Genomic DNA, 22188 nt, shown 5'->3' on the forward strand with positions numbered 1-22188 from the left:
TACCCCGGCGGTTTTTTGTTGCAGGCACATCAAAGTGGTGCAGGGGCACCATGTCACAGCATGGCTGGCACCCGGCAGCCTGCGGCATGGCTGCTGCCCTGTCACCTCCCACCTCAGCGCTGCCGGCAAACTCGCAGCGCCCGTCGGCGGTTGCCCTGCTCCCCTCATGCGTCCGGGGCTTTACAAGGAGCCCCATCCTTCGGCAACGTTGAGGCTTGGCAGTTGGAGAACCTTGCATGAGCTTCGCCGAAACGGCACAACTCGGTTTCGGAACCAGTGGGTTGCGGGGACAGGTGGCGCTGCTGACCGACCCGGTCTGTGCGGCATACACCACGGCGTTCATCGAGCAGGTTGCCCCCACCGCGCAACACGTGCTGCTCGGCCACGATCTGCGTCCAAGCAGCCCCCGCATCGCCGCCGCCTGTGCAGCGGCCTTGACCCGGATGGGCCTGACCGTGATCTACGGCGGTGCCCTGCCTACCCCGGCCCTGGCGCTGTACGGACTCACGCATCGCTTGCCCACCATCGTGGTCACCGGCAGTCATATTCCGTTCGACCGCAATGGCATCAAATTCTTCGGCCCTGACGGCGAGATCACCAAAGCGGACGAAACCGCGATCAGTGCCGCGCTCGGCCGACACACCACGCAGGCACCGCCCGACCCGGCCGATCTGCCGGTCGCCATGCCCGAGGTACGCGCGCTGTATGTGGCCAGATATCTCGATCACTTCGGCAGGGACAGCCTCGCCGGCCGGCGCCTTGTGGTCTATCAGCACAGCAGCGTGGCACGCGATCTGTTCAGCGACGTGCTGACCGGGCTGGGTGCAGCGGTGACCGCGTTGGGCCGTTGTGACGATTTCGTCGCCATCGATACCGAGGCGCTGAGCGAAGCCGATTGCGAGCGTGCCCGCCTGTGGGCAGCCCAGTACCGGTTCGACGCATTGATCTCCGCCGACGGTGACGGCGACCGCCCGATGCTGGCCGATGAGCTGGGCCAATGGCTGAGGGGGGACGTGGTGGGCCTGCTCGCCGCCCACCAACTGGGCATCGAGCGTCTGGCGGTGCCGCTGACCTGCTCAAGTGCGCTGGAGGCATCCGGCCTGTTCAAGGAAGTACGGCGGACCCGGATCGGCTCCCCCTATGTAATCGCCGGACTCGAAGCGCTGGGTCGATCGTATCCCCACGACCGGATCGCCGGCTTCGAAGCCAACGGCGGTTTCCTGCTGGCCAGCCCGGCCGGGACCGGTCCGGCGCCGCTCGCACCGTTGCCGACCCGGGATGCATTGCTGCCGATCCTGGCCGTGCTCACCGCGCAATCCGCATCCGCCCCATTGAGCGCCCAGGTGGATCGACTGCCCAAGCGTCATACAGCCAGCGCGCGTCTGCCGGACGTGGAACGCGCGGTGAGCGACCGGCTCATCCAGCTGACCGAGGCCAAGCCGGAACGGCTGCTTGAAGCGCTGGGCAAGCACGGCGTGCCAGTGACCACTGCCGACACCACCGATGGGTTGCGCCTGCTGCTCGGCGACGGCGACATTGTCCACCTGCGGCCGTCGGGCAACGCGCCGGAGCTGCGCTGCTATGCCGAATCGCACGATCCCGCCACGGCGCAACAGCTGTGCCAGGCCATGCTCGATGCAATCGGGCAGTGGTGTGACGGCAAGCGCCTGCCGCACCTGATGGCGTGACCAGCATGCCCCAGCGCCTGGCCATCCCGAATCCAAGCGGAGACCCTGAACGGATGCGAATCACCCCAGTCATCTTGTGCGGCGGCAGCGGAACACGGCTGTGGCCGCTGTCCCGCCAGGGGCATCCCAAGCAGTACCTGACGCTGGCCGGACAGCAGTCGTTGCTGCAGCAGACCGCACTGCGCTTTGCCGATCCGGCCGTGTTCGGCAAGCCAGTGGTAGTCGCCAATGTCGAGCAGCGCTTTCTGCTGGCCGAACAGCTGCGCTGCGCCGGCATCGAGCCGGCCGCCATCATCCTGGAGCCGGCCGGCAGGAACACGGCGCCAGCACTGGCCGCTGCCGCCTGGTACCTGCGGGAGCACGACCCCGACGCAGTCATGCTGGCCGCCCCCTCGGACCACCATATCGATGACGCCCCCGGCTTCCAGCAGCTCGTCGCCCAGGCGGCCCCGCTGGCGGGCAATGGCGCAGTGCTGACATTCGGCATCCAGCCGACCCGACCGGAAACCGGTTACGGCTATATCGGTTGCGGCGAAGCGCTCGAAGGGCACACCGGCGTGCACCGGATCACCGGATTCCGCGAAAAACCCTCCCCCCAGGACGCGGCCCAGCTGCTGGCCCAGGGTCACCACTACTGGAACAGCGGCATCTTCCTGGTCGGCGCGCAGGCCTATCTTGCGCAACTGCAGCTCTACGCCCCGCAGTTGCATCATGGCACCGGGCTCGCTTTTCAAAGATCGGTCGCAGACCTCGATTTCATCCGGCTGGATACCGCCAGCTGGCTCGCCATCGAAGGTGATTCGATCGATTACGCGATCATGGAGAAGACCGACCAGGCATTGCTGGTCAAGACCGGCGCGCTTGGCTGGAGTGACGTGGGCAGCTGGGAAGCGCTGTCACAGATCAGCGAGTGCGACACCGACGCCAATACCCGCATCGGCAACGTGGTGGCGCTGGCATCGACCAACTGCTATCTGCGCGCGGAAAGCCGCCTGCTCGCCACCGTGGGCGTGGACAACCTCGTCGTGGTGGAAACCGCGGACGCGGTATTGGTCGCCGACAAGGCACGCAGCCAGGAAGTCAAAGCGATCGTCGCGCAACTGACCAGCGAGAACCGCGGCGAAGCGCTGCAGCATCGGCGGGTGTACCGGCCGTGGGGATGGTACGAGGAGATCGACCGGGCCGACCGGTTCCTGGTCAAGCACATCATGGTGAAGCCCGGCTGCAGCCTCAGCCTGCAGAAGCATCACCATCGTGCCGAGCACTGGGTGGTCGTCAAGGGCACCGCCAAGGTCGTCAATGGTGAGACCGAGCTGCTGCTGACGGAAAACCAATCGACCTACATCCCGCTGGGACATACGCACCGCCTGAGCAATCCGGGCAAGATTCCGTTGGAGCTGATCGAAGTCCAGTCCGGCGGCTATCTGGGTGAGGACGACATCGTGCGGTTCGAGGACGAGTATGGGCGCCAGTAGGCTTTGGATGCATTCAAAGCGATGCTTCTGTAAGCTGGCTGAGGGCAGTGATAATCGCTGCAGGAAGGATAAGCAGGCGTGACACCTTGTCTTCCTGCTTTTACCACGCTTGTAGCAAACACGACGCCTGTTGTCCCCAAAACCATTAATTAAATCACTAGCCGGAACGCCGGACCTATGAACCCGCTTGCAACGCAACTGATCAAATCACTACCTTTTTACCCTTGGCTTAAATCCTGGGCGACGACTCGCCGCAACCAGCGAGAGTTGGCTGATTGGAAAAGCCAAGGTCGCCCTGTACCTCCACCCCATATCGTCAAGCAACAGACCATACGGCAGTTCGCCGAACGTTACGGCCTGGATATCCTTGTCGAAACCGGTACCTACCGGGGGGACATGATTGCAGCGATGCGCCCTTGGTTCAAAAAGATTTACTCCATTGAATTGAGTCCAGAACTACACCTTCAGGCGCAGCTGCGATTTTCGGATGACCCTGCTATCTCGCTCATTCAAGGAGACAGCGCTGATGAGCTAGGTAAACTACTTGATCACCTAGGTGGGCCAGCTTTGTTCTGGCTGGATGGCCACTACTCAGGTGGAGTGACAGCTCGGGGCAGTGCTGATACCCCAATCCTCGGTGAGCTCACCCATCTGCTAAACCAGACGGAACATCGGCACGTTGTCTTGATTGATGACGCGCGCTGCTTTGGCGACGACCCTGCGTACCCAACCCAAGCAGAGCTGTTCACCTTTATCAGGTCCCATCGACCGGATGCCGTAATTGACGTAGTAGACGATATCATTCGCCTCGTTCAAAGCTGATCCCTTCTGCGCTTGTAGCCCTTCCTTTAACATGGCTGCCATGGAAACGACGACAAAAACCATGCCTTTGACTCGGGAGGTTTAAATGTCCACCCATTATCCACCAAGCATCCAAGAATCATTCGCAGCCGAGGACATAGATTTACCACCGCCGCGTAAGATGGCGGCCAAGCAAAGTAAAAGTGAAGTATGCTTTTTTTCCTCGAATACACGAGCATCAATTCAATCCTCCTTCAGGCGAAGTGGATACTATCATTCTCCCCGCCCATGCCTATATGGTATTCGACGGGAGCCGTGATCTCTTTGACCAAATATTGATTGATGAGCGCACATCATTGGTCATGGCTGTAGAAGATCACAGCTCACCTTGTACAAGCTGGCTGCCGAGCAGGATCAATACGTGATATGAATAGTTTGACAAGCACCAAGACATGCCCGCCAAAATGGCTGCAAGATGGCCGGCAGCTCCGCCGCTCACTTCACCGTCTTTTGGAAGCGCTAGGGCTGAATCTGCCACAGCTATGGCATGGCATCCGTGCCTTACCCCAATTCTGCCGCAATTATCGAAAGCTTAGTCAGCTTATTGCCGGAGGGACCGATTTCCCATTAACGTTGCTGCACCCCTGTTTACATGATCGGCGTGACAGCAGCGGCAATGCGAAAGGCCATTATTTTCATCAGGACCTTCTGGTAGCTAAACGGATCTACAGTGCTAGACCCGTACGGCATCTGGATGTGGGATCGCGGATTGACGGATTTGTTGCACATTGCGCGGTATTCCGTGAAATTGAAGTGATGGATATTCGGCCGTTGATTTCTAGAACGCCTAATATTTATTACGCCCAAGCCGATTTGATGTCCCCACCGGTCGCATTGGCAGGCCAGTTTGATTCGGTTTCATGCTTACATGCTTTGGAACACTTCGGTTTGGGTCGGTATGGCGACCAGCTTGATCCGGCAGGCCACCGCCATGGATTGAATAGTCTGGCAACGCTATTAAAGCCAGGCGGCACATTGTATCTCTCGGTCCCCATTGGCCCACAGCGGATCGAATTCGATGCGCACAGGGTCTTTGCCATATCAACCTTGCTTGAACTGTTGGCGCCACAATTTGACATTCGTTATTTTTCATTTGTAGATGACGATGGTGATCTACACGAGAACGTGGCGTTGACAGGCTTAGAGCTTGACAACAATTTTGGCTGTTTCTTTGGTTGCGGCATCTTTGAACTGGTCAAAAAATCATCGGATTAAATGGCTAGCGGAGTGCTTCAAAGCACTGCGACAAGTCGGTGAACTACGGGATATCGCCGTGAATAGCGGCTGGCTATTATTTGACAAGCTTTTCCGCTTGCTGCTAGGTCTTCTAGCCGGCGCCTGGGTCGCCCGCTATCTTGGGCCAGAACAGTTCGGCGAACTGGCATATGCACTAGCTTATATATCCTTCTTTCAAGCGATAGCTGCACTTGGACTGAATGAAATAGTCGTAAGAGATGTTGCTCGCCAGCAAGACAATGCTTCACTCGTCCTAGGGACAGGTTTTGCATTACAGCTTGGAGCTGGCATGCTCGGCTGGCTAATTGCAGTGCTTGCTATCTGGAGCAGTGGGGCTCCTGAGCGCAGTGTATTGATTACTGCGTTCGTAGGTGCCTCTCTCGTGTTCCAGGCCGCCGACATGGTTGAACTCTGGTTCCAAAGCCAAAGCCAAAGCCGCCGGACAGTAGTGATCAAATTAATTGTCTGCTTAGCAAGTAACATCCTCAAAATTGGCTTGATTCTAGGTGAGTGCTCCCTTTTAACTTTCGCAGCTGTTATTTTCATCGAAGCCGGGTTCACTGCGTTGGCCCTGGCATTGGTTTATCGCAACTACCCCTGCCGCGGCCACTGGCGGCGATCCGCCTCCCACGCACTCTATCTACTCAGCGAATCCTGGCCATTTCTGGGGGCGGGGTTTATTAATATGGTTCAAGCCAGAATCGAATACTTTGTCATTGGCACATACCTGGGAACAGAGCAACTCGGACAGTATGCGGCCGCACTACGCTTTATGGAAATATTCGCGCTGGCTGGCACCATCCTGGCTACAGCAATCTTCCCCAAACTTGCAATGCGCGCCGACCCTGATAGCGCCCTGCGTAAAACCTATGCACTGATGGTCATCATCTACTTGTTCAGTCTGCCAGGTATGCTCGTTACCTGGTTTTTAATTGGCTGGTTGTATGGAAGTGCCTATGCAACCGCACAATCCATATTTTTATGGATGGCACTACGGCCACTGCTTGCCTATTTGGGCATCGCTCGGGGGATGGCTATCAAGCTGGACCAAAAGAATTGGTATGCCTTCTTCTGCGCAGCAACAGGTGCGGTCACTGGCACCGGGTTGGCTTTCTGGCTAGTCCCGACATGGGGATTGATGGGCGCAATAGCATCAGCCAGCGCAAGTTATTTTATTTCTAATTTCGCAATGGATTTTTTATTCTACCCAAAAAATGCCAGAACCATCATGCATTGCTTCAGGTGGACAACATGATTTATTACTGGTTGAATCAAGGTCGCCTCGGCAACTTACTTTTTCAAATCAGTGCCATTGATCAGCTATGCAACCAACAGGATCTGATCATTACCCAGAACAATCCGTCTTTCAAAGTCTTCATTCCAGCGTGTCGCTATCTACGGCTGCCCTCGCAAGGAAATTTTTCCAAGAAAATCATTAAAATGCTGGATGCTCTACTCCTACGCCTCGCCCGTTGGAATGTTATTGGAACAGTGCAACCACAGGTCTTTTCGGTTTTGGATAATTTCCAGGATGAGGCGCCACAGCTTATCAAAAAGACAGGTTATCTACGCCACATATACTTGGTGCATGGCTACTTCCAGTTTGCCAACTCCGCGACACCATTGCCCATTGACGGCAAGCTACAGGCTACCGCTACGGCCCGACTAAACTCATTAACGCATAAGCGGGAGACAGTGGCAGTACATGTCCGTCTTGGAGACTATAAAAACTGGTCAGTCCTTGGGCATCAAGGGGCCAGCCTCGAGCCCGAATGGTATCAGCAAGCGATAGCATTTGTCCGCAGCAAGCTAGTGGATCCGATATTCATTTTATTCTCCGACCAACCTGAGGCAGTAAAGGAATGGCGCCTCGTCGAGCCGTTATTGACATATCCTACAGGGAGCGCTGAAGAAGAACTGATTGCGATCTCGCTATGCCGTCATGCGATCATCTCTCCCAGCACATTCAGCTGGTGGGGGGCCCGACTGGGCGAGCACCCGGATCAATTAGTGATAGCGCCACAATATTGGGCGGGATTCAAAGCAAAAATCTGGTTCCCCCTTCACATTGCTCCCGTCCATTGGGTTTACTTGAATGCTGAGGCCAATCAACTTAGCATCGATCATGCGGCTTTGCCTTCGACTCCGGAAACAACACCATGAACCATGCGTTGCAGCTATTGCTCCTGCTTACCGCTAATCATCAAGCGCAAAGAATTCTAAGCCGTTTGACCCGAGCAATGCAGTATCTGCAAGGAATTGGGGCAGGTAGCGAGGCAGCAACAAGCGGTGAAGTCGCTGTACTGCGTTGCCTACCGTCTCATGACGAGCAATCGGTTTGCGTTTTTGATGTAGGAGCCAATCAAGGGCAGTTTCTTGAATTGGTGATGGCCGAGCTTGGTGACAGGCACAAAGAAATTCATTGCTTTGAACCCAGCAGTACGGCCTTTACCAGGCTCTCTCGTTTTGCTGCAGATAAAAAAAGGGTCTTTTTGAATCAGTGTGCACTTCACGAATCTGGTGGCCATGCCAGACTTTTTTCCGATCGTCCAGGATCGGGATTGGCATCACTTAGCCAAAGGCGCTTGGACCACTATGCGATTGAATTCGTAGAGTCAGAAACAGTTCAGCTTATGACGTTAGATGATTATTGTACTTCCCACAAAATAGAGTACATTGATCTGCTAAAACTGGACACTGAAGGGCATGAGCTCTCGGTCTTGAGAGGGGCAAGCAAAATGCTCGGGCAACAGGCGATTGCACGCATCAGCTTCGAGTTTGGGGGCTGCAATATCGATAGCCGCAGCTATTTTCAGGATTTCTGGTACCTGCTGACCAGCTTTGGTTATCAGCTCTTTCGCATCACCCCCTCGGGCCATCTGGAACCACTAACGCGTTACTCTGAAGAATTGGAGCAGTTCCGCACCACCAATTACTTTGCAGTGATCACAAATAGCACCAGGCCAGACATTGGCCGGCAAGGACAATAAGCCCATGTGTGGTATTTTTGGCATGATTGGGCATTCCGCCTTTCCTGGGCAAATACACAATATTTGCACGCAATCGATGCATCGTGGCCCGGATGGCCAAGGCAGCTGGCAGAACGACGACCCCGTATTCCCGGTATGGTTAGGTCATACGCGGCTGGCAATTATCGATTTGTCGGATGCCGGACAACAACCGATGACAAGTCCGGATGGCCGCTGGATATTGACTTTCAACGGCGAGATCTTCAATTACCTTGAGCTTCGCGCTGAATTGCAACAGGCCGGGGTGCAGTTCACAACGCAGACCGATACCGAAGTACTGCTGCAGGGCCTGATGCACGAAGGACCGGCTTTTCAATTGCGTTGCAACGGTATGTGGGCCTTCTGTCTTTACGACAGACAATCCCGCGTAGCATTGCTAGGTCGCGACCGCTTTGGCGAGAAGCCAATTTTCTGGTGCAATTTTGGCAAAGGGATTGCCTTTGCCTCCGAAATGAAGGCACTTTACCCGTTGCTGAATGTGCCTGAACCATCACAGCATACCCAGGGAGAAATACTCGATTTTTTTAGCTATGAATTTCTGGAAACCACTGCGGTGCAGGGGCTGTTCAAAATACCCCCCGGGCATTACGCTACCTTCGGCGACGGGCAAGAGTTCAGCCTCTGCCGTTGGTGGTGCACTTTGGATCACCTACCCGAAATACCCTCTAATTACCCAGAACAGGTTGCAGCGTTTCGCGAACTGTTTCTCGATGCTGTGCGCATCCGAATGCGTGCAGATGTACGAATGGGCACAGCGCTCAGCGGCGGGTTGGATTCAACCAGCACCTTCTGCAGCATGGCTTGGCTGGCGCAGCAGGAACTGGTCGGTGAGAAGTCATCACCCGATTGGCAGCACGCAATCTGCGCAAGTTACCCAGGCTCGGCGATTGATGAAGCAGCCTGGGCCGAGCAGGCCGCTCAATATACTGGTAGTAGGCTAACCGTATTGAATATTGATCCGGTGCATAGTGGCTGGAATATCGAGGACGCCCTTTATAGCAGCGAAGATCCATACCTGACACTGCCTTTGCCCCATCTCGCTACTTATCGTGCGCTATCGGAAGCTGGCATTAAGGTTTCACTTGATGGTCATGGTGCCGATGAACTTTTCTGTGGCTACGGGCATTGGATACATGCCCTTGACAATGCCAGCTGGCAGGAATCGCTCGAGCTGGAAGCGATGGGGCGGGCTTTGACCGGTAAACCATATCGGTTATCAGGTTGGCGCACAGCTCGACTACTGGCTAACCGTCGCGGATTGGCACCGCTGCTTGACCGCTACCGCCATTGGTGCGGCCGCAATGTACCTAATCCTGATAGGCAGCACTCCCAGTTTATCAAGATGGATCAATTAAGCCGAAGGCTCTACGAACTCTTTCATTTCACCATTCTTCCTACCTTGCTGCGCAACTACGACCGTTATTCCATGGCCAGCGGTGTCGAGATTCGAATGCCTTTTCTCGATTACCGATTGGTATGCTTTGTATTTGCACTGCCATGGACCGCCAAGGTCGGCGGCGGTTTCACCAAGCGCATCTTGCGCGATGCAATGCAGAACATTATCCCAGACAAGATACGCCTGCGCCGCGATAAGATAGGCTGGAATGCACCAGTTGGTGACTGGCTGCGCGGCCCACTGCAACCAGAAATCCAGTCATTACTTGATAGCACTGGCGATTCCTCGGCGCGGCACAACTTCGCGCAATTCTGCGCCAGCGCTAAGACTGACTATCAGTCAGGCGAAAAAGCTTGGAAGCTGCTGGCACCGGTTTTATGGCGGCAGATGCTTAGCCAGGTAGGCAAGAGGCACACTCATGGTTAAGCTGGCACCAATTGCCCTATTTGCCTATAAGCGGCCGGCACATACTCGGCTGACACTTGATGCGCTAGCCGCCAATCCTCAAGCGCAAAACAGTAATCTGCATGTCTATCTCGATGGCGCCAAAGGCACTGACGATAAGGCAGCTGTCGCTGAGGTTGCAGCATTGATCGAAGCGGAAAAAACAGCGGGCCGCTTTCAATCGGTCACGCTGACCGCCCGTCCGTTTTCATTCGGCTTGGCCCGCAACATCATCGAAGGAGTGACTGAAGTCTGTCGTACCGCAGGGCGAGTTATCGTATTGGAGGATGATATTCAAACTGCGCCTGATTTTCTGGATTTCATGAATCGAGCGCTGAAAGCCTATGAACATGAGCAACAGGTTTGGCATATCAGCGGTTGGAATTATCCAATCGACGATGCCGGGCTTGAAGATGCCTTTTTCTGGCGAGCTATGAACTGCTGGGGCTGGGCCACCTGGTGGGGCCGCTGGCAACACTACCGGAAGAATGCTGCACATCTGGTTGCCGAATGGGATCAGACAACAATCCATCGTTTCAATCTCGACGGCGCACATAACTTCTGGCAACAGGTCATGGACAACCATACAGGAAAGATCAATACCTGGGCTATCTTCTGGTACGCAACAATCTTTGCACGCGATGGCCTGTGCCTCAACCCGACCCACTCGCGAGTGCTGAACATTGGCCATGACGGCAGCGGCACCCATTGCCAAGCGGATGAGCGCTTTGCTTCGAAACTGCCATCGGAAGGCTGGGTAACGCTGCCAGCGTCGATAAACCATTCAGTGATGGCGGAGACAGCAATTAAAGCGTTTTATCGCCAACAACACAGTCCGGCCGCCCGCTGGCGTCAATTACGACGACAGTTTACAAGGATCTGGGCACGATGAGGGTGACACTCCTTAGCGAGTCCGATCATTCTGGTGGCGCTGCGCGTGCTGCATGGCGGCTATACTGTGCATTGCACGATTCCGGTTTGATGGCCACAATGCAAGTAGCTCGTGCATTGCGGGAAGAACCAGGTGTTCGAGCCATTCGTTCGGGTCAAAGCCAGCGGCTACGCAGGTGGGCCGGCCGTCTTATAAACCGACTTCAGGTTACCGGCAACCAGGAATTCCACTCAGCCAATGTATTGCCTTCACGTTGGCATACAAAGCTCAATACCAGTGGTATCGATGTACTTAACTTACACTGGGTCGGTGGAGAAGCTCTTTCGATTGAAGATTTAGGACGGCTTACGAAGCCAATTGTTTGGACATTGCATGATATGTGGCCATTCTGCGGCGCAGAGCATTATGCCGACGAGGATGAAACTGCCCGGTGGCGGCATGGTTATCATGCAGCAAACCGAACTCTGAGTGCCCGTGGTTTGGATTTGGATCGTTGGGTATGGATACGCAAGCAACGTGCTTGGCGACAACCGCTGCATTTGGTTAGTCCTAGCCGATGGCTTGCCCAGCAGGCAAAAGCCAGTGCATTGCTGGGCCAGCAACCTGTGCATGTGATTCCCAATCCAATCGATCTGACCGTATTCAGGCCTTATCCACAGGCCGAAGCGCGTGCCCGATTGCACCTACCACCCAACCAATTATTGATTTTATTTGGGGCATTAGGGGGGACTCACAATCCAAGAAAAGGCGCTGATCTGCTCGAAGCCGCGATTGGTCAGCTGCCTCGACTAATCGGTGGGCGACCTTGGTGCAGTTTGATATTTGGGCAATCCGCACCTGCTGGTGTAGCCAGCTTTGGCGGGCAGCCAGCCATATGGCTCGGACATATTGGCGAAGACAAGCTGCTCGCTCTGCTCTATAGCGCCGCAGATGTAATGGTGGTGCCTTCGCGTCAGGAAAATCTACCGCAGACAGCAACAGAAGCCCAGGCTTGCGGTTGCCCCGTTGTCGCCTTTGACTGCACTGGTCTACCTGATGCGGTTTTACAGCACAGAACAGGCTTTCTCGCGAAGGCCTACGATGCCGGCGACTTGGCTCATGGCATCAGATGGATTCTGGATGAACCCACTCGACGGCGACAACTGGGTTCAGCCGCTGCTGAGCGTGCCCGCACCCTTTGGTCCCCAGTGGAAATAGCGAGGCAATATCAATCTGTTTTCGAGCAAGCGCTGCTTGCACATGCGAGCGGCCAACCGGAGCGCCGACCTTGAATCTCGATGACTATCTGGCTTGCTTTGGTGATCCCAGCCGGCTTGAGCGGGCAAGGCTACTGCAGGAACTGGATGCGGCTTGGGAGCAGTACGGACTGGACAATCGGCAACCGCTGAACCAGCAGGCAGACAAGGTCGCCGCCTATTACAGCCATCCTTGCTGGGTTCTCAACGGCTTGTTTTCAGGCGCCGACCCGATTTCGCGAGGACACCGTGAGAAAATGGCAGACTGGATCGCCGAGCAGCGACCGATGCGGATTGCTGACTTCGGTGGCGGCAGTGGTGTACTAGCCTCCTTGCTGATCCAACGTCTTCCAGGCGCATCTGTCGAGATTGTCGAACCTTATCCAGCTGAAATCTTCCAGAGACAGCTGTCCGGGCAGAACCAGGTCCGCTTTGTCCCACAATTGGAAGGTCAATACGACGTGGTAGTCGCCCAGGATGTGCTTGAGCACGTGGATGACCCGCTTGCATTGGCATCCCGCCTAATTGCGGCAACCCGACCCGGGGGCCTGCTAATTTTCGCCAATTGCTTTTATCCGGATATCAAGTGCCATCTGCCGGCAACGTTTTATCTGCGCCATACCTTCAGCTGGATATTGCAGCAAGCCGGACTGCAATTGCAGGGCACGGTGCCCGGGGTACCACATGCGCAGATCTTCCGTTACACCGTTCAATTTGATCCAGCCCGTTTGCTTCAGGCAGGCCGTCTCGCCCAAGCTGTCGGGCCGGTGATCAATCTGATGGCTGGCTTGATCAAGGTGTTGCGCCGTAAACTGATCCGCCATCCCAGCTAACCTTTGTGCGGATACTACAAAACCTCTTATGAAAACCGCCCTCATCACCGGCATCACTGGCCAGGATGGCTCCTACCTGGCAGAGTTGTTGTTGCAGAAAGGCTACGAAGTGCACGGCATCAAGCGCCGGGCCTCGTCGTTCAACACCCAGCGCATCGATCATATCTATCAGGATCCGCATACCGAACGGCAGCGCTTCAAACTGCATTATGGCGATTTGACCGACTCGTCCAACTTGACCCGGATCCTGGCCCAGGTGCAGCCGGACGAGGTCTACAATCTGGGCGCACAATCGCACGTGGCGGTCAGCTTCGAAAGCCCGGAATACACCGCGGATGTCGATGCGCTTGGCACGCTGCGCCTCTTGGAGGCGATCCGCTTTCTCGGGCTGGAGCAGAAAACCCGCTTTTATCAGGCTTCCACCTCGGAGCTGTATGGCCTCGTGCAGGAAGTACCACAACGCGAGACCACCCCGTTCCACCCGCGCAGCCCCTATGCGGTCGCCAAGCTCTATGCCTACTGGATCACGGTCAACTATCGCGAGGCATACGGCATGTATGCCTGCAACGGCATCCTGTTCAACCATGAATCGCCGCGCCGTGGCGAGACCTTCGTCACCCGCAAGATCACCCGTGGGCTCGCCAATATCGCGCAGGGGCTGGAACAGTGCCTCTACCTTGGCAATCTGGATGCACTGCGCGATTGGGGGCACGCCCGCGACTACGTTGAAATGCAGTGGTTGATGCTGCAGCAACCGGCGCCGGAGGATTTCGTGATTGCCACCGGCGTGCAGTACAGCGTCCGTGAGTTCATCCGCCGGGCTGCATTGCAACTTGGTGTGACGCTGGCGTTTCACGGCGAGGGGGTCACAGAGCAGGCAGTGGTAGCGGCCATCGACGGTGACGCCGCGCCGGCGCTTCGTGTGGGCGACGTGATCGTAGCAGTGGATGCGCGCTACTTCCGGCCCGCCGAGGTCGAAACACTGCTGGGCGACGCCAGCAAGGCCCGTGACAAGCTGGGCTGGATGCCAAAGATCACGTTGGATGAACTGATTGCCGAGATGGTGGCGCACGATCTGCAGCAGGCCCGCCGCAACGCGCTGCTCAAGGCGCATGGCTACGCCATCGATACCCTGAATGAGAACTGAGCCGGAGCCTGCATGATGAGCCCCCGCATCTTTGTTGCCGGCCACCGTGGCATGGTCGGGTCGGCGATTGTCCGGGCGCTGCAAGCCAAGAACGCCGGCGAGCTGATCTTACGCAGCCGCAGCGAGCTGGACCTGCGTGATCAGGCAGCTGTCGAGCGCTTTTTCGCCCACGAGCGTATCGACCAGGTGTACCTCGCTGCCGCCAAGGTGGGCGGGATTGCGGCCAACAATACCTACCCTGCCGAATTCATCCTCGACAACTTGCAGATCCAGACCAATGTGATCAGCGCTGCCCATCGGCATGAAGTGACACAGCTACTGTTCCTGGGGTCATCCTGCATCTATCCGCGGCTCGCCCCGCAGCCGATGCGCGAAGAGGCACTGCTCACCGGCCTGCTCGAGCCGACCAATGAGCCTTATGCCATCGCCAAGATTGCCGGGCTCAAGCTGTGCGAATCCATCAACCGCCAGTACGGTCGCACCTACCGCAGCCTGATGCCGACCAACCTCTATGGTCCGGGCGACAACTACCACCCCGAGAACAGCCATGTGATTCCGGCGCTGCTACGCCGCTTTCACGAGGCCAGGCTCCAGGATCGCGCCGAGGTGACCGTCTGGGGCTCGGGCCAGCCACGCCGGGAATTCCTGCACGTGGACGACCTGGCCCGCGCCGCACTGCATGTGATGGGCTTGCCGGATGAGGTCTGGCAGGCACAGGTGGACCCGATGTGCTCGCATCTCAACGTCGGTACCGGCATGGATCTGACCATTGCGGAATTGGCACAAACGATCGCCGGCATCGTAGGGTACGACGGTACGATCGCCTTCGACCCCAGCAAACCCGACGGTACGCCACGCAAGTTGTTGGATGTCGGTCGGCTTTGTGCACTGGGTTGGCAATCGCAAATTAGCTTGGCCGAAGGGCTGACCGAAGTGCACCAATGGTTTGTCTCATATGAGAGCGAGTACCGTGGTTGAGACTCGCCGTCCCACACTAGCGATTGTCACAGTGTGCTACAACGCCGGGAACCAGCTTGAAGATACGATCCGCAGCATCCGGACTCAAATATCTCCAGCAGATGAATACTGGATTGTTGATGGCGGCTCGACGGATAGGACGTTGGAGATCATCAAGAACCACGCGGATTATCTTACAGGCTGGATTACCGAACCCGATCATGGCATTGCCGATGCAATGAACAAAGGGTGGCGCCGCTGCACGAGCGACTATATTCTGTTCCTGCATGCTGGTGACCTGCTGATCGGACCAAAAAGCTTGGCCGAAGCTCGCGCTCATATTGACGGCAGCGCGAGTATTTACGCCTTTTCCATTTTATTTGGTCTGCCATCTGATTTGCGCCTGTCCCACTCGCGTTCCTATTCGCCGTGGACCCGGTTGAAGATGCCCTTTCGCCATCAAGGCGTGTTTTGCCATAGACACGTATTTGAACAGCTGGGTGGATTTGCCGAGGACCTACGTATCAATATGGACTATGAATTTTTCTTGCAGGCCTATCTGCGTGGCTATCCAGCCAAGGTCATCCACCTGCCACTATCCATCATGCCAGCCACCGGTATCAGTAGCCGGCAGGACTGGCCAAGTATCATGGCCCGGCTAACTGATGAACAACGCATCCATTGGCGCAACCAGCCACCCTTGCACTGGCGATTGATCTACCAGTTATGGTGGGTGCTCTACCCTGTTTATCGCCGCTGGCGCAGCCGAAAATGAAGCCGCAGATCTACAGCCCGATGGCTATGGGCAATGGAGCTTATGTAATCCACCAGCGGCTAGCCAATGCGTTACCAGGCTATCAGTTGCATGGGTATTCGCCTTGGCTCACGCTTTGCCCACCACTATTGCTAACACAGCGCAAATCCGCACCGGTCATTCACACCACTCCGGACTACGCACCGTTTTTATGGCAACGGGGACAACACCGAATCATCACCTTTCACAACTACGTACTTGATCCTTTTATACGAGGCTACAGTTCAGCATTACAAAGCCTGCATTACCGGACTGATTTGCGTGCCTTTATCCGCCGCGCCCTGGCCGGTGCCCAAATAGTTACAGCCGTCAGTGCTGCCACTGCCAGATTGATCCGGGAGGATCTGAACTATCAAGGCGAGATTCGCGTGATCTACAACGGTGTGGACCCTCACCATTTCCGCCCTTCTCTCCCCTCCCCTGCCGTCATTGACCGTCCACTACGGGTTCTGTTCTCCGGTAACCCCAGCCAGCGTAAAGGTATCCATTGGCTACCGGAGATCGCCCGCGCGGCAGGACCAGGTTTCGAATTTTGGGTGACAGCTGGACTGCGCAACCAGCACCAGTTGGGCAAGCTGGCCAGCCTGTCAAATGTACGACTGATCCCCCCTCAGCAGCATACTGAGATGCCAGCAATTTACCGGGCCGTAGACATTTTATTGGCGCCAACTGTGCGTGAAGGCGGCCCTTCGCTAGCGGTACTGGAAGCGATGGCCTGCGGCCTGCCGATAGTAGCCAGTGCTCTGCCGGAAATTACCGAAGCAGTAACGGATGGTGTTGGCGGCTACTTGGTGCCATTAGGCGAAGTCTCCGGGTTTGTTGCCGCTCTTAAAGCGTTATGCGACCCGCTGCGCCGCGCACAGATGGGTAATTACAACACGTGCCAGGTTGTCAATGGCGGTTGGACAGAAGCGCGGATGGTGAAGGAATACCAGCAGCTGTTTGCGGAGCCGACGAGTTGCTTGCTCTAATGTCGTAATACACTTACCAGATTGATTGATGGCTTGTTCCGCTCAATGCGCCTGGACTGCCCGAACTAGATTTCAACAGCTTGGTCCGTCGCCAAATGAATTTTCAGCAATCTGCCTGCATGGCCTCGGCGGCTAAATTTCCTAGAGATAAAAACACTCCCCGTAGGAAAAGAAAGGTTTCAATTCATTAAATACATATAGCAATTGAGCAAGGCATGTCAAAAACTCAATGCATGCTGGTCATACATGAGAGCGCGCACCCGATACAAGAATGGAAAATTACAGTACTACTGTATTTCTCGCCCAAAATTCCTTTTTTTAAGTAGCCCTTACCCTAAAAACAGAATCAGCATATCAACAAAAATGGGATTTTATGCTACACACCGGCTATAAATTCATCCAGTTATACGCGAAAGGCAGTTTTCAGCGCAGAACCAAAGAGATCAGGGCAGGTTGGTTGAAGCGAGGATGCACTGCTTTAAGCAATTGGCGACATGCGCTGTGGCAGGCGCATGTCGGCGAAATATGGCCCAATCAAGATTCACAAGAGAGCATTTAAATTGATCTTCACAACTTAGCCTGCTACAGGTGGTATGGACAAAATAAACGTGCTTAGATCTGGGATCATACTCTCTTAAGCTTTTCCCTTTGAAAAAGATAGTACTTTCCCTCAGGATTTGCTCCATCTAGCAAGATTTGACCAGGACCTGCGCTAGGTGTTGAGCAATGATGGATGCAGGTGACGGCCCTCCAATCTGGGGCCTACGGGAGACCTTGACTGGCAATGTAGCGATCAGAGTTCGCAGTTGTCCCGGATCGGGCTTGACCAATTGGGCTGTCGAGCCAAGGCCCTCTTGCCGTTCAGTATGATCACGCATAATTAAGGTTGGCACTTGCAGAAGACTTAACTCCTCCTGGTTGCTACCCCCATCGGTGATTACAAAACGTGCGCCAGCCAAAAGCCGGACAAATTTGAAGTAGCCCATGCGATCCAGTAGTTCAATCCCAGGATGGGCTTGGAGCCGTTGCAACAAGCCGGTGGCTTCCAATCGCTTTCGGGTTGCAGAATGCAGTACGAAACGGATGGGAACCTGCTCGGCCGCCGCTTCAATTGCGGCGATGATGGACTTTAGCCGACCGGTAAAGAAAATATTCTCGAAGCGATGGATCGAACAAACTGCATAAGGTTGTTCAGGTGGCTCGAGCAACTCGTCACCGAGTGCCAATCGGACAGCATCGACAATCGTGTTTTGGCCGGTATCAATTCGCTCCAACCACTTATAACGATGGAGGTTATTACCAGCCCACTCACCAGGATGATAGGCAATATCCGACCACCTGAAGGTCAATAGTCGGTTAATTTCCTCCGGAAACGGATTTAAAAGGTTAAAAGACCGCAATCCAGCTTCAATATGGGCTACCGGTATACCACTTTTGCGTCCCAGCCAAGCGGCAAGTACAGTCGAAAAAGTATCGCCATGGGTAACGATTACGCCATATCGAGCGAACAGCATCCGATGACTTTGTCGAGAACTACGGAAGCACTGCCAAGCCCAGGGCGCCACTCGTCCAATTGAATTGACTTCGGGACCTTGATACAAAGCTTCCTTTTCCAAGTCCTGCAGTCCGAAATCAGCCAGCAAATCATCAATCGTTTCCCGATGTTGCCCGGTCCAAAGCATCTCCGTTCTCAGCCCCAGCTCATGGCAAGCCAAAGCGACCGGCGCTGTTTTAATCAGTTGCGCTCGGGTTCCCAGAAGAAAACATATCGTCTTTGATAGCATGTGACAGCAATCTCTATAGATGAGCTTGATCACCGAATCATGTTGTACTTTCTATTCTTCGTTTTCCAACGCGGAATCAATACGCAGATACATTAAACTGGTTATCTGCTCGGCAACAAGCCCGAACAGAAAAATCAAAACCGAGTTGGAAATCAAAAGGGCAGACATATTAGTAAAGCGCCCAAAAGAAAGAAAAGTATATGCATAGTAAGCTATGCCCACCGAGAAAAAAGAGAGGGCAATGGGTGCAAATAATTTCAATGGCGAAAAGAGCGTACCGACTTTGAAGATGATAAGCAGAAAGCGTAGTCCATCCTTGGTCAGATGGATATGGCTTTTCCCTTGGCGCTGCAGAACGTTAACCGACTCATATGCTACAGAGTATCCGCTACGGAAGAAGCACATGGTAATTGTCGTTGGATAAGAAAAACCATTTGGCAGCAGCGGTAGAAACTGCAGGAATTGCTTACGTCGTACTGCGCGAAAACCAGAAGTGAGATCAAGCACCTTTTGACCCACCATCCAGCTCGCCAGACGATTGTAGAAGCGATTTGCAAACGCGCGATGGTGGTTGGCTTGACCAGCGCGATTTCTTGCACCGACAACCATGTCGTGCCCAGAATTGAGCGTGTTTAACAACCGATCAATTTCGTGTGCTTGATGTTGGCCATCTGCATCCATGAATACCAGCACTTCACCGTTTGCGGCACGTGCACCGCTCTTGATCGCAGCACCGTTCCCTTTTGAATAAGGGTGATTGACCACACGAGCATTGCATGCGATCGCAATTTCTGACGTACTATCGGTAGAACCATCGTTCACGACAATCAACTCTGCTTCCGGATAATGGGCCCTTATTTGCGGAAGCAACTGGGCCAAGCTTGCCGCTTCGTTCTTTGCAGGGATGATGACAGAAATACGGCTAGTGCTTCTGTTCATTGGATGAGCCCTTGTTGATGGCTTGCCTTAAAGCAAGCATCTTTGAATAATACAAATCCCGTCTCAACGAAGGAAGTTTACGCACGACTTCATCAGATTGCTGAAGCAGGTCAAGTGCAGCAGGGTAATGCCCTTGCTTGTACCGCCAATAGGCTTGAATGATAGGATACTCAGGGTCAGCGGGATCAACCTGACGAGCCGAATCAAGATCTGCCACAGCACCATTGATATCATTGGTAAGATGCTTCATTCGGGCCCGGATAAAATAAAGATAATCATAACCGAAGGCCCGCTGGAAATTCTTATTTTTTATCAATTGCGTCGCGATGTTCGACACATAGGCTGGATCCAGGTGCTTGCAATGCCCTTCGACGACAAAAGACATCAGTTCTTCCAATGTGTTGCCTGCAGCGAGCGAAAACGGGGCCGCCGATAACTTCTGATTGATTGTCAAGATATCAGGAATGGTTACGCGCTGATCCATACAATGCAGTCTGACCAGCGAAATCCACGGCCCTGCATCTTGATGTCGTTGTGCGGACTGCCACACAAGCGTGGCTGCCTCAAGCACATGGCCATTGTTTGCGATTATCACCGCAGCAGCCTCCTGGGCACGCATGGAATCAGGCTTGCGTTTTGCCCACACATACGCTTGTTCCAATGGATTGGACCAGATCCTTGCTTCATGGAAAGTAATAGCCAACGTAAGCCCTAGGTACATAGTAAAAGTGGCTTTGGCTATTTTCTTCATTCCTGCGCGGCCAAGGTAATATGTCAACCCTATAGGAATGAGTAATGGGCCAAATAGGGCAATGTAATTACGGTGCTCGAAGTAGAGCTCAAGATTCAACGACGTGGATTCAAGTAGATGATTCCCCAAAAACCAGAGAATGCCAAAACAAGCAAGCGGGTAATACGGAGCGAATGCGATACCAGCTATGACAAGGCCTATGACGACTATCAGTGCCGGAAGGGTAGCAAAGGGGGAGAAGAGGGATGTCGATAGTGGGTAATTATCGTAGAACAAGCCTAGCGCAGCTGGGCTGGGCAGCAAGATTTTATACAGATAGTCCAGCAGGATACGCGGCTCCGTCATTAACCGCTCCCGTGCGTTGAAACTCCTGTTGGTCCATTCTGGAGCCAACGCGCTATTCGCCAAATAAATCAGAAGCGCGGCCAAACAAAGCGCTGAGAGGCATTTGAATGCAATTAATATCTTTGTACAAGGACGCGCTCGGAATATCGTATGCTCCGCGGCCAAAATCAGTACGGGCAGCAGTATGCCGTTCTCTTTTGAGAAAATGGAAAGCGCAGCACAGATCAGAGTGATTACAAGCCAGCAAATCACGCGGCGTAGTTGATGCTGCTCTGCAGCCAGCCGCAACTGGTAATAGCAGCAAAACCCAAGCAACATGAACATGCTGCTCAACAAAGCCATACGCTGTATGACATACAGCACCGTTGAAATATGCAGCGGATTACAGGCCCACAATATAGTGAGCAGCAAGGCGTACTGCTGTTTCTGCTCCTTGAATACACTATTGGAGAAGACGATTTGAGCGATTCGATAAATCAGAATTGTATTGATCAGATGGATGGCGATATTCACCACCTTGAACGCTGCAGGGTCATGCGGCCAGGCAGGCGCCTGCAAGAAAAATGTCGTCAGTGCAACTGGCCGGCCAGTAGGTCCGGCAAAACCCTGGCGCTGCAGGAATTCCAGCCACTGTTGCCAGCTCAAACGATCAGTCACCCCCTCCAACAACTCTAGGTTCGATGAGTCATCCAGCAGAAATCCGCCGGGCAATCCTTGAGAATAAATCAAGGTAGCCATACACAAAATCAGGAATAGCCAGAACCAATTGGCAATTTTTGGTTGGAATAGCCGTGTTAGACGCATGTTAGGAGAATAGATGTACAACGACAAAACACATGGCCGGGTATAAGCCCGGCCATGCTGTGCAACCCTCAAACCTGCCTATGCAAGCTTGAAGAGAAAATTCGATTAAGAGCAGCTCTTTGGCCTGACTGCAGGATCAAGGCTGGCAGCGTTGCAACTCCACCGACCATTGTTTGTGGAATAAGTAAAGACAATAGTTTTACCCCCCACTTTGGCATTAACGCTGCCTGTCGGTTTGAAAGTAGCAGTAATTGCGCCAGTGCTCGTATTGAGTTGGAGGCCTTGCACATATCTACCCGTTCTAACCGCAGTAGTCGGTATGGTCAAAACTCCTTGATCTGCATAGGTTTCCGAGACTGGGGTCTTCAAACCTGCAAGCAAATTCATGCCTTCAGTCACCTGGGCGCGGGCGGTGTAATCCTGGTAGGCCGGGATAGCCACAGCGGCGAGGATACCGATAATCGCGACCACGATCATCAGCTCGATCAAGGTAAAACCTTGCTGCATTCTTTTCATGATAAGCATTCCTTATGCTGAGAAAGTAGGGGCGGCTAGCACTCCCTTGCCGCCTGATGGTCATTGAGCAA

At 54.4% G+C, this 22188-nt stretch carries 19 protein-coding genes; 15 read left to right on the forward strand and 4 right to left on the reverse strand.

Going from position 1 to position 22188, the window contains the following annotated elements; translation table 11 throughout:
- The first annotated feature begins 236 nt into the window (after positions 1-236).
- From N8I74_RS00900 to N8I74_RS00970, 15 genes are all read left to right on the forward strand, one after another.
- Positions 237-1688 carry a phosphohexomutase domain-containing protein gene (locus N8I74_RS00900; protein WP_263125023.1) on the forward strand — a complete coding sequence of 484 codons (1452 nt, stop codon included), beginning with the start codon at positions 237-239 and terminating at the stop codon, positions 1686-1688.
- A 53-nt stretch (positions 1689-1741) separates the two neighbouring features.
- Positions 1742-3163, forward strand: a complete 1422-nt coding sequence (locus N8I74_RS00905) for a mannose-1-phosphate guanylyltransferase/mannose-6-phosphate isomerase (protein ID WP_263125024.1) — start codon at positions 1742-1744, stop codon at positions 3161-3163.
- Between the two features lie 177 nt (positions 3164-3340).
- Positions 3341-3985: a hypothetical protein gene (locus N8I74_RS00910; RefSeq protein WP_263125025.1), complete on the forward strand. Its 645-nt coding sequence runs from the start codon at positions 3341-3343 to the stop codon at positions 3983-3985.
- Positions 3986-4390: 405 nt separating this feature from the next.
- Positions 4391-5239 carry a DUF268 domain-containing protein gene (locus N8I74_RS00915; protein WP_263125026.1) on the forward strand — a complete coding sequence of 283 codons (849 nt, stop codon included), beginning with the start codon at positions 4391-4393 and terminating at the stop codon, positions 5237-5239.
- Positions 5172-6515 (forward strand): flippase, encoded by a 1344-nt coding sequence (locus N8I74_RS00920; protein WP_263125027.1) that lies wholly within the window; start codon positions 5172-5174, stop codon positions 6513-6515. The genes N8I74_RS00915 and N8I74_RS00920 overlap by 68 nt, the downstream gene beginning before the upstream one ends.
- Positions 6512-7423: an alpha-1,2-fucosyltransferase gene (locus N8I74_RS00925; protein WP_263125028.1), complete on the forward strand. Its 912-nt coding sequence runs from the start codon at positions 6512-6514 to the stop codon at positions 7421-7423. The genes N8I74_RS00920 and N8I74_RS00925 overlap by 4 nt, the downstream gene beginning before the upstream one ends.
- The gene (locus N8I74_RS00930; RefSeq protein WP_263125029.1) at positions 7420-8250 is read left to right on the forward strand and encodes an FkbM family methyltransferase; all 831 of its coding nucleotides are present in this window, start codon (positions 7420-7422) and stop codon (positions 8248-8250) included. Before N8I74_RS00925 ends, N8I74_RS00930 begins: the two co-directional genes overlap by 4 nt.
- A gap of 4 nt (positions 8251-8254) precedes the next feature.
- On the forward strand, positions 8255-10111 hold the full coding sequence (gene asnB, locus N8I74_RS00935) for an asparagine synthase (glutamine-hydrolyzing) (RefSeq protein WP_263125030.1): 1857 nt from the start codon (positions 8255-8257) through the stop codon (positions 10109-10111).
- Positions 10104-11021 (forward strand): glycosyltransferase family protein, encoded by a 918-nt coding sequence (locus N8I74_RS00940; RefSeq protein WP_263125031.1) that lies wholly within the window; start codon positions 10104-10106, stop codon positions 11019-11021. The genes asnB and N8I74_RS00940 overlap by 8 nt, the downstream gene beginning before the upstream one ends.
- Positions 11018-12292, forward strand: coding sequence for a glycosyltransferase (locus N8I74_RS00945; RefSeq protein WP_263125032.1), 1275 nt, complete (start codon positions 11018-11020; stop codon positions 12290-12292). Before N8I74_RS00940 ends, N8I74_RS00945 begins: the two co-directional genes overlap by 4 nt.
- Positions 12289-13089 (forward strand): class I SAM-dependent methyltransferase, encoded by an 801-nt coding sequence (locus N8I74_RS00950; RefSeq protein ID WP_263125034.1) that lies wholly within the window; start codon positions 12289-12291, stop codon positions 13087-13089. Before N8I74_RS00945 ends, N8I74_RS00950 begins: the two co-directional genes overlap by 4 nt.
- 28 nt (positions 13090-13117) lie before the next feature.
- The gene (gene gmd / locus N8I74_RS00955; protein WP_263125035.1) at positions 13118-14236 is read left to right on the forward strand and encodes a GDP-mannose 4,6-dehydratase; all 1119 of its coding nucleotides are present in this window, start codon (positions 13118-13120) and stop codon (positions 14234-14236) included.
- Positions 14237-14248: 12 nt separating this feature from the next.
- A complete protein-coding gene (fcl, locus tag N8I74_RS00960) occupies positions 14249-15214 on the forward strand; it encodes a GDP-L-fucose synthase (RefSeq protein ID WP_263125036.1) in 966 nt (321 codons plus the stop codon).
- Positions 15192-15968: a glycosyltransferase family 2 protein gene (locus N8I74_RS00965; protein ID WP_263125037.1), complete on the forward strand. Its 777-nt coding sequence runs from the start codon at positions 15192-15194 to the stop codon at positions 15966-15968. The genes fcl and N8I74_RS00965 overlap by 23 nt, the downstream gene beginning before the upstream one ends.
- Positions 15965-16978, forward strand: coding sequence for a glycosyltransferase family 4 protein (locus N8I74_RS00970; RefSeq protein ID WP_263125039.1), 1014 nt, complete (start codon positions 15965-15967; stop codon positions 16976-16978). The genes N8I74_RS00965 and N8I74_RS00970 overlap by 4 nt, the downstream gene beginning before the upstream one ends.
- Positions 16979-17664: 686 nt before the next feature.
- Here N8I74_RS00970 and N8I74_RS00975 read toward each other — a convergent pair.
- From N8I74_RS00975 to N8I74_RS00990, 4 genes are all read right to left on the reverse strand, one after another.
- Positions 17665-18795: a UDP-N-acetylglucosamine 2-epimerase gene (locus tag N8I74_RS00975; RefSeq protein WP_263125040.1), complete on the reverse strand. Its 1131-nt coding sequence runs from the start codon at positions 18793-18795 to the stop codon at positions 17665-17667.
- Between the two features lie 18 nt (positions 18796-18813).
- The gene (locus N8I74_RS00980) at positions 18814-19701 is read right to left on the reverse strand and encodes a glycosyltransferase family 2 protein (protein ID WP_263125041.1); all 888 of its coding nucleotides are present in this window, start codon (positions 19699-19701) and stop codon (positions 18814-18816) included.
- The gene (locus N8I74_RS00985; RefSeq protein WP_263125042.1) at positions 19685-21535 is read right to left on the reverse strand and encodes a glycosyltransferase family 39 protein; all 1851 of its coding nucleotides are present in this window, start codon (positions 21533-21535) and stop codon (positions 19685-19687) included. The genes N8I74_RS00980 and N8I74_RS00985 overlap by 17 nt, the downstream gene beginning before the upstream one ends.
- A gap of 171 nt (positions 21536-21706) precedes the next feature.
- The gene (locus tag N8I74_RS00990) at positions 21707-22117 is read right to left on the reverse strand and encodes a pilin (RefSeq protein WP_308445869.1); all 411 of its coding nucleotides are present in this window, start codon (positions 22115-22117) and stop codon (positions 21707-21709) included.
- Between the last annotated feature and the right edge of the window lie 71 nt (positions 22118-22188).

The sequence above is a fragment of the Chitiniphilus purpureus genome, assembly GCF_025642115.1.
In the GTDB taxonomy this organism is placed as follows: Bacteria; Pseudomonadota; Gammaproteobacteria; order Burkholderiales; family Chitinibacteraceae; genus Chitiniphilus; species Chitiniphilus purpureus.

Bases quoted from the DNA above. Each gene is read 5' to 3' on its own strand.
- N8I74_RS00925 (WP_263125028.1), top strand. From the start codon at position 6,512: ATGATTTATTACTGGTTGAATCAAGGTCGCCTCGGCAACTTACTTTTT.
- asnB (WP_263125030.1), top strand. From the start codon at position 8,255: ATGTGTGGTATTTTTGGCATGATTGGGCATTCCGCCTTTCCTGGGCAA.
- N8I74_RS00945 (WP_263125032.1), top strand. From the start codon at position 11,018: ATGAGGGTGACACTCCTTAGCGAGTCCGATCATTCTGGTGGCGCTGCG.
- N8I74_RS00985 (WP_263125042.1), bottom strand. From the start codon at position 21,535: ATGGCTACCTTGATTTATTCTCAAGGATTGCCCGGCGGATTTCTGCTG.
- N8I74_RS00915 (WP_263125026.1), top strand. From the start codon at position 4,391: ATGAATAGTTTGACAAGCACCAAGACATGCCCGCCAAAATGGCTGCAA.
- N8I74_RS00990 (WP_308445869.1), bottom strand. From the start codon at position 22,117: ATGAAAAGAATGCAGCAAGGTTTTACCTTGATCGAGCTGATGATCGTG.
- N8I74_RS00905 (WP_263125024.1), top strand. From the start codon at position 1,742: ATGCGAATCACCCCAGTCATCTTGTGCGGCGGCAGCGGAACACGGCTG.
- N8I74_RS00965 (WP_263125037.1), top strand. From the start codon at position 15,192: ATGAGAGCGAGTACCGTGGTTGAGACTCGCCGTCCCACACTAGCGATT.
- gmd (WP_263125035.1), top strand. From the start codon at position 13,118: ATGAAAACCGCCCTCATCACCGGCATCACTGGCCAGGATGGCTCCTAC.
- N8I74_RS00970 (WP_263125039.1), top strand. From the start codon at position 15,965: ATGAAGCCGCAGATCTACAGCCCGATGGCTATGGGCAATGGAGCTTAT.
- fcl (WP_263125036.1), top strand. From the start codon at position 14,249: ATGATGAGCCCCCGCATCTTTGTTGCCGGCCACCGTGGCATGGTCGGG.
- N8I74_RS00910 (WP_263125025.1), top strand. From the start codon at position 3,341: ATGAACCCGCTTGCAACGCAACTGATCAAATCACTACCTTTTTACCCT.
- N8I74_RS00900 (WP_263125023.1), top strand. From the start codon at position 237: ATGAGCTTCGCCGAAACGGCACAACTCGGTTTCGGAACCAGTGGGTTG.
- N8I74_RS00940 (WP_263125031.1), top strand. From the start codon at position 10,104: ATGGTTAAGCTGGCACCAATTGCCCTATTTGCCTATAAGCGGCCGGCA.
- N8I74_RS00930 (WP_263125029.1), top strand. From the start codon at position 7,420: ATGAACCATGCGTTGCAGCTATTGCTCCTGCTTACCGCTAATCATCAA.
- N8I74_RS00980 (WP_263125041.1), bottom strand. From the start codon at position 19,701: ATGAACAGAAGCACTAGCCGTATTTCTGTCATCATCCCTGCAAAGAAC.